The 9,037-nt window shown below is 74.2% G+C and carries 9 protein-coding genes and 1 pseudogene; 5 read left to right on the top strand and 5 right to left on the bottom strand.

Going from position 1 to position 9,037, the window contains the following annotated elements:
• Positions 1-946, bottom strand: a 946-nt coding sequence (locus tag AA75_RS38165) for a PucR family transcriptional regulator ligand-binding domain-containing protein (protein WP_199520514.1), incomplete at its 3' end; no start/stop codon positions are given.
• Between the two features lie 393 nt (positions 947-1,339).
• Here AA75_RS38165 and AA75_RS38160 point away from each other — a divergent pair.
• Positions 1,340-1,798, top strand: a complete 459-nt coding sequence (locus AA75_RS38160) for a molybdopterin-dependent oxidoreductase (RefSeq protein ID WP_033825029.1) — start codon at positions 1,340-1,342, stop codon at positions 1,796-1,798.
• A gap of 139 nt (positions 1,799-1,937) precedes the next feature.
• Entirely contained in the window at positions 1,938-2,462 is a 525-nt protein-coding gene (locus AA75_RS38155; RefSeq protein WP_033825028.1) for a GNAT family N-acetyltransferase, read from the top strand.
• 62 nt (positions 2,463-2,524) lie between these two features.
• On the opposite strand, the gene AA75_RS38150 is transcribed toward AA75_RS38155, so the two are convergent.
• Entirely contained in the window at positions 2,525-2,944 is a 420-nt protein-coding gene (locus tag AA75_RS38150; RefSeq protein WP_033825027.1) for a molybdopterin-binding protein, read from the bottom strand.
• A gap of 237 nt (positions 2,945-3,181) precedes the next feature.
• On the opposite strand from AA75_RS38150, the gene AA75_RS38145 reads away from it, so the two are divergent.
• Positions 3,182-3,943 (top strand): pirin-like bicupin family protein, encoded by a 762-nt coding sequence (locus AA75_RS38145; protein WP_033825026.1) that lies wholly within the window; start codon positions 3,182-3,184, stop codon positions 3,941-3,943.
• Positions 3,944-3,971: 28 nt separating this feature from the next.
• On the opposite strand, the gene AA75_RS38140 is transcribed toward AA75_RS38145, so the two are convergent.
• Complete coding sequence (locus tag AA75_RS38140; RefSeq protein WP_033825025.1) at positions 3,972-5,408, bottom strand: NAD(P)/FAD-dependent oxidoreductase; 1,437 nt, start codon at positions 5,406-5,408, stop codon at positions 3,972-3,974.
• Positions 5,409-5,482: 74 nt separating this feature from the next.
• The gene (locus AA75_RS38135; RefSeq protein WP_033825024.1) at positions 5,483-7,003 is read right to left on the bottom strand and encodes an APC family permease; all 1,521 of its coding nucleotides are present in this window, start codon (positions 7,001-7,003) and stop codon (positions 5,483-5,485) included.
• Positions 7,004-7,140: 137 nt separating this feature from the next.
• Here AA75_RS38135 and AA75_RS38130 point away from each other — a divergent pair, with 137 nt between their 5' ends.
• The gene (locus AA75_RS38130; RefSeq protein ID WP_033825034.1) at positions 7,141-7,773 is read left to right on the top strand and encodes a TetR/AcrR family transcriptional regulator C-terminal domain-containing protein; all 633 of its coding nucleotides are present in this window, start codon (positions 7,141-7,143) and stop codon (positions 7,771-7,773) included.
• Positions 7,774-7,871: 98 nt separating this feature from the next.
• On the opposite strand, the gene trxA is transcribed toward AA75_RS38130, so the two are convergent.
• Positions 7,872-8,261, bottom strand: coding sequence for a thioredoxin (trxA, locus tag AA75_RS38125; protein WP_033825023.1), 390 nt, complete (start codon positions 8,259-8,261; stop codon positions 7,872-7,874).
• Between the two features lie 202 nt (positions 8,262-8,463).
• Here trxA and AA75_RS38120 point away from each other — a divergent pair.
• Positions 8,464-9,037, top strand: a pseudogene (locus tag AA75_RS38120) (hypothetical protein); the annotation flags it as partial.

Here is a 9,037-nt window from a genome sequence, read left to right as displayed (position 1 = left end):
CCGGCCCGTACGGCGCCGCCGCGAACGGCGCCCCCAGCCGGTGCAGGGCGTCCGCGAGCGCGGCCGCCGCCCACACCGTCGAGCCGCCCTCGATCCGGACCGTGACCGGGGTCAGCGGTGCACCGTCCGGCAGCCCGCAGGCGCCGAGCGTGTCGGCCAGGCCCGGGCCGTCGTGCTGCAGCAGGTCCAGCACCCGCGCGGCGGTCTGCCGCTGGGCGGCGGCGGTGGCCCGGGCCCGGGTGGCGAGCGGCGCCAGCAGGTCGGCCAGGCCGTGCAGCACGGTCGCCGCGGCGGGCGTCGGCTCGGTGTGCGGCTGCAGCACCCAGCCGTCGAACGGCGAGTCGCCGGGCGGGCCGACCTGGACGCTGCCCCGGCTCCCGCCGCCCTCCGCCGAGGCCGCCAGGACCCGGCCGCCGCCGGTGAGGATCGAGCAGTCGGGCAGCCCGAGCCGGGCCACCGCGTGGCCGAGCAGGCCGGTCAGCGGCGCGTCGGAGTGCATCAGCCCGACCAGCTCCCGGCGGACCGCGTCCGGCACCGCCGCCACCCCCTGCGAGCGGGCCTGCAGATCACCCCAGAGTCGCAGGTAGATCCGGTCCGTGACGGCCCGGAAACTCGTGCCGGGCGGCACCGAGAGCAGCGGTATGCCGTGCGTGCGGCAGGCGCTCACCAGCGCCTCGGGCACGGTGCCGTGGGTGCCCTCCCCGGCCAGCAGTCCGGCCACCTCGGCGCTGCGCAGCGAGGTCGCGAAGCGGACCGCCGCGGCGGCGTCCCCGGGGCGCCACCACACCAGGCCGGTCAGCACCAGCTCGCCGGGCTGCAGGTACCGGGCCGGGTCCTGGAGGTCGGTGGAGGTCACCCCGGTGACCTGGCGGCCCAGTAGCTCGGGGGTGGCCCAGGCGACACCGATGTGCAGGCCGTCCAGCTCCAGCAGATCCCCGACGATCATGTCTCGCTCCTTGTGCTCCGCGCCGGACCCGTCCACCGCCTCCCATGGCGAAAGCAAGGGGCAGGTGCGCACAGGCATCGTAAATGCAAGGTAGCAAGGTGCAGCGACACCTTGTTCGATCATCCAGGGAACCCCCTGTGACCTGGTGCTCGGCACCAGTCGTCCGGCCAGTTGCGCCGGTGCTTGAATCGGGGCACCGGCCCCTCGGGGGTACGTCCGGACTCCTCACCGGACCGTTCGCCCGGGGGCCGGTCGGGCAGCGGTTGCCAGGCTGCCAGGTGGTTCTTCATCGCATCTGCGAGTGAAAGTTCACCCACGCACGGGTACCTGCGTACACACGCGGGTACCTCCCCTCCCGGGCCGCAGCGGTGCGGCCCGGGAGGGAACGCGCCGATGAGCAGTCCTGCCGCAGCCCTGAACCGCCCGGCCACCGTCCACCTGCACGGGAGCCTCGCCGAGCCGCTCCGGCTGACCGTCGCCGAGCTGCGCGAGCTGCCCTCCCACCGGATCGAGGTCAGCTTCGACTGCCTCGGCAGCGGCGTCCAGCGCCACGGCTTCGAAGGTCCCAAGCTCTGGGACGTGCTGCGCACCGCCCGGCCGCAGATCGACTTCACCGGCCGCAAGCAGCGGCTCGGCCTCCTGCTCACCGTCACCGGGGCGGACGGGCACCGGGCCGTGCTGTCCTGGGCGGAGATCGACCCGGACTTCGGCGGGCAGCAGATCCTGCTGGCCACCAGCATCGACGGCGCCCCGCTCGACCGGGCCGGCCCGCAGCTGGTCGTCCCCTCGGACCACTGCGGCGCCCGCTACATCAGCGGCATCACCGAGGTCTGGGTCGGCCCGCTGGCCTGAGCCGCCGCCGACCCGGCCGAGGCCCGCGGGGTCGTCGGCAAACCGGTTGAGCGCGGGGGCCGCCGGGTGTTGGGTGACCCGGGAGACCGGCACCTCCGCGGCCCCGCGGGCCCCGCCGGACCGAACCCGAGGAGAGCCCGTGATACCGGGAGAGCTGGTGCGGCTGCGCCCGATGGAACCGTCGGACGCCGAGGCGCTGTGGCGCTGGAACGGCGACCCGGAGGTGATGCGCTGGATGCAGGACGGCTACCGCCAGACCCTCGCCCGCGTCACCGCCTCACTGGCCGAGCGAGCCCGCAACAGCTACCAGGACGTCCTGTACGGCGTCGAGGCCCGGGCCGACGCCCGCCTGGTCGGCCTGGTGCGGCTGCACGGCGCCGAACCGGAGACCGGGATCGCCGAGATCGACGTCTACCTCGGCGAGAAGGACGCCTGGGGGCAGGGGTACGCCAAGGACGCGATGCGCACCATGTGCCGGTACGGCTTCCAGCAGATGCGGCTGCACAGGATCCAGCTGACCGTGGTCACCGAGAACCACGCCGCGGTGCACCTCTACCGGACGCTGGGCTTCGTGCAGGAGGGCCGGCTGCGCCAGGTCTTCCGCCGGGACGGCGAGTGGTACGACATGTTCACCATGGGCCTGCTGGAGGGCGAGCTGCGCTGAGGCGGTGTCCCTGCCCGGTACCGCGACCGCGCGGCGGCGGTACCGGGGAGGGGAGCGGGGTGTCAGGCGGAGGCGAGCGAGACCTCGGTCGACTTGATCAGCGCCACCACCGGGGAGCCCGCCCGCAGGCCGAGCTCGTCGGCGGCGTCGGTGGTGATCGCGGCGGTCAGCTCGGCGCCTTCGACCGAGATCTTCACCCCGGCCATCGCCCCGCCCTTGGCCACCTCGGTGACGGTGCCGGCCAGCTGGTTGCGGATGCTGACGCCGTTGACCCGGGCGGTCGCCAGGGCGACCTCGGTGGACTTCACCAGGGCCCGGACCGCGCTCCCGGTGTGCAGGTCGAGGTCCTTGACGGCGTCCACGGTGATCGCGGCGGTCAGCTCCTGCCCGCCGGCCACGGCCACCTTCACGGTGGCCATCACGGCGCCGGTGGAGATGGCGGTGACGGTGCCGGGGATCTGGTTGCGGATGCTCAGGCTCATGCCGTGCCTCGATTTCGTCGCTGGGAAAGTCGGGGGGAACCGGTGTTTCCGGACGTGCCACCGCCACTGTAGGCAGGGAGGAAGCCGCAGTTCGGCGTCGGTTCGCAGATGCCCGTCCGCGTCCCGCGCCGGGGGAGCGGATGCGAGGCCGGATCATCCGGGCGGCCCCGGGAATGACTCGGCCGCCGCTTTAGTTTAGGATTCAACAAGAGCAACGGAACACCGGAGGAGATCCAGATGGCAGCCACGATCGACCTGCGCCGCGCCGACGAGCGCTTCCACACCAGGACCGGGTGGCTGGACTCCCACCACTCGTTCTCCTTCTCGCGGCACTGGGACCCGGCCAACACCCACTTCGGGCTGCTGCTGGTCTCCAACGACGACGTGGTGGCGCCCGGCACCGGCTTCGACACCCACCCGCACCGCGACATGGAGATCGTCACCTGGGTGCTGGACGGCGCCCTGGTGCACCAGGACTCCGAGGGCCACAACGGCATCGTCTACCCGGGCCTGGCCCAGCGGATGAGCGCCGGCACCGGCATCCTGCACAGCGAGAAGAACGACTCCTGGACCCTCGACGGCTCGCCCGAGCACCGCAACCCGGTGCGCTTCGTCCAGATGTGGACCATCCCGGACGCGGCCGGCACGGTGCCCGGCTACGAACAGCTGGACATCAACGACCAGCTGGACCAGGGCGGTTGGACCACGCTGGCGTCCGGTATGCCCAAGCACTCCGCCCAGCGCGCGATCGGCATCCGGCAGAAGCACGCCGCGCTGCACGTCGCCCGGGTCCGGGCCGGCGAGACGCTGGAACTGGCCACCGCGCCGTTCGTCCACCTGTACGTGGCGCGCGGGGAGCTGTCCGTCGAGGGCGCGGGCCTGCTGGGGGAGGGCGACGCGGTCCGGATCACCGGCGCCGAGGGCCAGCGGGTGACCGCCGGTCCCGAGGGCGCCGAGGTGCTCCAGTGGGAGATGGACGCCGCGGTGCAGATGGGCTGACCCGGCGCACCGGGACCGGAGCTGCTCCTCAGCCCTGGTCCCGGTAGCCCTCCAGCAGGCGCAGCCACACCTCGCTGACGGTGGGGAACGACGGCACCGCGTGCCAGAGCCGTTCGAGCGGCACCTCGCCGACCACGGCGATGGTCGCCGAGTGCAGCAGTTCGGCCACCGCGGGGCCGACGAAGGTCATGCCGACCACCACGCCGCGCGTCCGGTCGACCACCATCCGGGCCCGGCCGGTGTACCCGTCCGCGTACAGCGAGGCGCCCGCCACCGCGCCGAGGTCGTGGTCGACGGTGCGGACGTCCATCCCGCGCCGGGCCGCCTCGGCCGCGGTCAGCCCGACCGCGGCGGCCTCCGGCTCGGTGAACACCACCTGCGGCGGGCCGGCCGTGTCGGCCGTCGCGGTGTGCGCGCCCCAGCGCCCGGTGTCGGTCCGTTCGCCGCGGGCGCGGGCGACGATCGCCGCGCCGCAGATCCGGGCCTGGTACTTGCCCTGGTGGGTCATCAGCGCCCGCCGGTTGACGTCACCGGCGGCGTACAGCCAGCCGCCGGGCACCCCCCGGACCAGGCAGCCGTCGTCCACGGCCAGCCAGCCGCCGGGCTCGAGGCCGACCGTCTCCAGTCCGAGGTCGCCGGTGCCGGGGGTCCGCCCGACGGCGTACAGCACCTCGTCGGCGGTGAGCGATCCGCCGTCGCCGAGCCGCAGTTCGGCAGCCCCGTCGACCCGGCGGACCCCGGTGACCTCGGTCCCGGTGCGGACGTCCACCCCCGCGGCGCGCAGCCCGTCCGCGACCAGTTCCCCGGCGAACGGCTCCATCCGGCCCAGCAGCCCGTCGCCGCGCACCAGCAGGGTGACGTGGGCGCCCAGCGAGTTCCAGGCGGTGGCCATCTCCACCGCGACCACGCCGCCGCCGATCACCGCGAGCCGTCCGGGTACCCGCTCGGCGCTGGTCGCGTCCCGGCTGGTCCAGGGCCGGGCGTCGGCGAGGCCGGGGACCTCGGGCAGGGCGGCGCGGGTGCCGGTGCAGACCGCGACGGCGTGCCGGGCGGTCAGCAGCCGGTCGCCGACCCGCACCGCCCGCTCGCCGGCCAGCCGGCCGTGGCCGCGGACCAGTTCGATCCCGGCCGAGCGGAGCCAGGCGACCTGGTCGTCGTCCTTCCACTCGTCGGCGGCGTCGTCCCGCCGGGTGAGCACGGCCGCCGCGTCCAGCGGGCCCGGGTCGGGGACACCGGCCACCGCGCGGGCGTGGGCCAGCGCGCTGCCCGGGCGCAGCAGCGCCTTGCTGGGCATGCACGCCCAGTACGAGCACTCGCCGCCGACCAGTTCGCTCTCCACCAGGACCGTCCGCAGCCCGGCGGCGGCGGTCCGGTCGGCGAGGTTCTCACCGGCCGGTCCGCCGCCGAGGACCACCACGTCGTACTCGTCGGCCCGTGCCACCGCCGACCCGGCCTGTGCGGACATGTGTACTCCCTCGACGTCGGACCTCGGCCTGCGCCTTCATCCTGAGTCGGGGCGCCGCCGCGGGCGAGCGGGCGTCAGAGCACGGCGGGCGCGAGCTCGTCGGTGCCGGGACGCTCCGGGGCGGCGTCCCGCATCAGCCGCTGCGGGCGGCGCACCAGCAGGTAGCCGGTCCCGATCAGGGTCACCACGCCGGTGCCCAGCAGCGCGGCCCAGATCTGGTACCAGGGGGCGCCGGGCGGCGCCAGGATGGCGCGCGGCCAGCAGATGTTCACCACCTCGAGGCCGGTCCACAGCACCGCGAGCGCGTTCAGCGGGGTGCCCCAGCGGCCGTACGAGACGGCGCCGGCCGGGCGCCAGGTGCCGCGCAGCCGGACGATCAGGGCGGCCAGGCTGAGCAGGAAGAACGGCAGGAAGGTGGCGGCGGTGCCGAAGGTGATCAGGCTGCCGATCGCGGTGGACTCCAGGCCCAGCGGCAGGGCGGCGGCGCTGATCAGGGTGGCGGCGACCAGGCCGCCGATCGGCGCCTTGTGCCGGTTGACCTTGCGGACCCGGGACGCGAACGGGAAGACGCCGTCGCGGGCGAGCGAGTAGAGGCCGCGGGCCGCGCCGCCCTGCGAGGCCATCAGACAGGCGGTGAAGCTGACCAGCACCACCACCACGAAGGGCTTGTCGGCCCAGGAGCCGAAGCCGGAGGTGACGGCGGTGGTCACCGGGTCGAGGTCGCTCCCGGCGACGACGGCGGCGGGGTCGGGGTGGGCGAGCACCACCGAGACGGCGTTCAGGATCACGGCCGCGCCGACGCTCAGCAGGGCCCAGCGCATCGCGCGCGGCACCTGGCGGGCGGCGTCCTTGGTCTCCTCGGCGGTGGACACGCAGGCGTCGAAGCCGATGAAGGCCCAGCCACCGACCGCGACCACGGCGAGGAAGGACATCAGGCCGCCGGTGCCGGTGGCGGCGGGCGCGTCCAGGGTGTCGGTCAGCAGCCCGAGGCCGTGCTCCCGGTGGAACAGCACCAGCGCGAGGCCGACCAGCACCGAGGCGACGGCCTCGGCGGCGATGCCGAGCGAGACGATCCGCCGCAGCAGGTTGATCCCGTACGCGTTGACCAGCGTGCAGACCAGCAGGAAGGCCGCGGACACCAGCACCAGCCGGGCGGGTGTCGGGGTGGCGCCGAACAGCGCGAAGAACCAGGGCGCGGCCAGGTACGCCACCGTGGTGTTGGCGAACATCACCGCGAACTGCCACATCCAGCCGGTCATCCAGGCGAACGACGGCGGGGCCAGCCGGCGGCTCCACTGGTACGCGCCGCCGGCCAGCGGCCACTGGGACGCCAGCTCGGAGTAGACGCAGACCACCAGCAGCTGTCCGAGCAGGCAGATCGGCAGGGCCCACACCCAGGCGCCGCCGAACACGCCCATGCCGACCTGGGCGACCGCGTAGAGGCCGACCACGGGGGAGACGACGGCGAAGCCCATCGAGATGTTGCCGAGCACACCGAGGCTGCGGCGCAGCTCCTGCCGGTAACCGAGGGCGGCCAACTGGTCGCGGTCGGCCGCCGGGTCCGGGGCGTGCGCGCTGGGAGGGTTCTCGGTCATGTCCGGGCCACCTTGCCGTCGACTAAAACTAACTTTGTTAGTCGGGGACGGTAGCGGCTCGACGTGGGGGAGGGAAGAGGCCGACACCAGGATGTAACGTGACCGCGTCGACGGAACGGCGGAAGGACGGGCGGGGCGTGGGGCGACCGAGCAGGACACTGCTGAGCAGGGAGATCATCGCCAGGGCCGCCCTGGAGGTGACCGACGAGCACGGCGCCGACGGCCTCACCATGCGGGCCCTCGCCGACCGCCTCGGCGTGAAGGCGGCCTCGCTCTACAACCACGTCACCGGCAAGGACGAGCTCCTGGACGCCCTCGCCGAACTCGTCAACGAGGAGATCGACCTCACCCCGCTGGCCCGCGCCGACTGGCCGGCGGGCCTGGCCGAGTACGCCCGCGGCTACCGCGCGGTCTTCCTGCGCCACCCCAACACCATCGCGCTGCTCGCCCGCCGCCGGGTCGAGGCCGGCCGCCAGCTGCTCACCTACGACACCCTGCTCGCCGCGCTCACCCGGGCCGGCCTCACCCCCGCCGACGCGGCCGAGGCCGCCGCCGCCCTCGACTACCTGGTGCTCGGCTCGGCGCTGGAGACCTTCAGCGCGGGCTTCACCCGCGACGGCGCCGCCTACCGCCCGCGCTACCCGGCACTGGCCGGCGCCCTCGAGGCCGCCGCCGAACGCGGCCCCGGCCTCGACGACCGCGGGTTCGAGCTGGCCCTGCGGCTGCTGCTGGACGGCCTCGCGGCCCGCGCCGCCGCCTCCCGCCCCTGAACCCTCCCCCGCTCTCGGCCCGCGAACGGCCGAGCGGCGGAGGCCGGCTCTCGCCCCGGCCTCCGCCGCTCCGTCCTACCCCCGGGTACCGGGCCCGGTCAGCCCTGGGCCTCGGCCTTCGCCTTCTGCTCCGCCACGTTGGCGTGCACCTCGGCCATGTCCAGCTTGCGGGCCTGCGCGATCAGGTCCTCCAGCGCGGGCTCCGGCAGCGCCCCGGCCTGGGCGAAGACCAGCACGCCCTCCCGGATGATCGCCAGGGTCGGGATCGACTGGATGTCGAAGGCCGCCGCCAGCTCCTGCTGCGCCTCGGTGTCCACCTTGGCGAAGGTCAGGTCGCTGTGCCGCTCCGCCGCGCGCTCGTACACCGGCGCGAACATCCGGCAGGGGCCGCACCAGCCCGCCCAGAAGTCGATGAGGACGAACTCCTTGCCCTCGGGCCCTTGGACCAGCTCGTCGAAGTTGTCCTTGGTCAGTTCGACCGTGCTCATCGGTTTCTCCCTGCCCTTCGGTAGTGACTCGGTGGCGTCAACGGAGAGCCTGCCCGGTCTATTCCGAAAAAACTTTCCGACCCGTTGAACACGGACCCCGAATCGCTCGTATCCCTGGATGAGCGGGCACCGGGACAGGTGCCCCCGGGGGCACCACAGCCGCCCGAATCCTCAATCCGAAACGCCACGTGGGGGAATTGCCATGCCCAAGTTCAGCCGCACCGCCGCTCTCGCCGTCGCCTCGGTCGCCGTCGTCGGGCTCGTCACCGCCTGCGACCCGGAGACCTCCGGGTCGGGCAGCTCGTACGGTTCGTCCGCCTCGGCCCCCGCCCCCGCCGCCTCGTCGGGCGGCGCGCAGAACCCCGCCCCGGCGGACGGCGGCAAGAGCGCGCTGCAGACCGCCACCTCGGCCACCCTCGGCACGATCGTCACCGACGGCGCCGGCTTCACCCTGTACCGCTTCGACAAGGACACCGCCAAGCCGCCGATGTCCAACTGCAACGGCGCCTGCGCGACCACCTGGCCGCCCGCCGTCGCCACCGACACCCCGCAGCTCAAGGGCATCGACGCCAAGCTGGTCGGCACCGTCACCCGGGCCGACGGCAGCAAGCAGCTGACCCTGAACGGCTGGCCGCTGTACCGCTACGCGCCCGACACCAAGCCCGGCGACACCAAGGGCCAGGGCGTCGGCGGCACCTGGTTCGCCTCCACCGCGACCGGCGGGAAGGCCGCCGCGGCCGCCCCCAGCCCCAGCGCGAGCGACTCCGGCTACGGCT

It is taken from the genome of Kitasatospora sp. MBT63, assembly GCF_000710465.2.
In the GTDB taxonomy this organism is placed as follows: Bacteria; Actinomycetota; Actinomycetes; order Streptomycetales; family Streptomycetaceae; genus Kitasatospora.
Note: the sequence above shows the minus strand (reverse complement) of the source record. Positions and strands in the feature narration are given on the sequence as shown.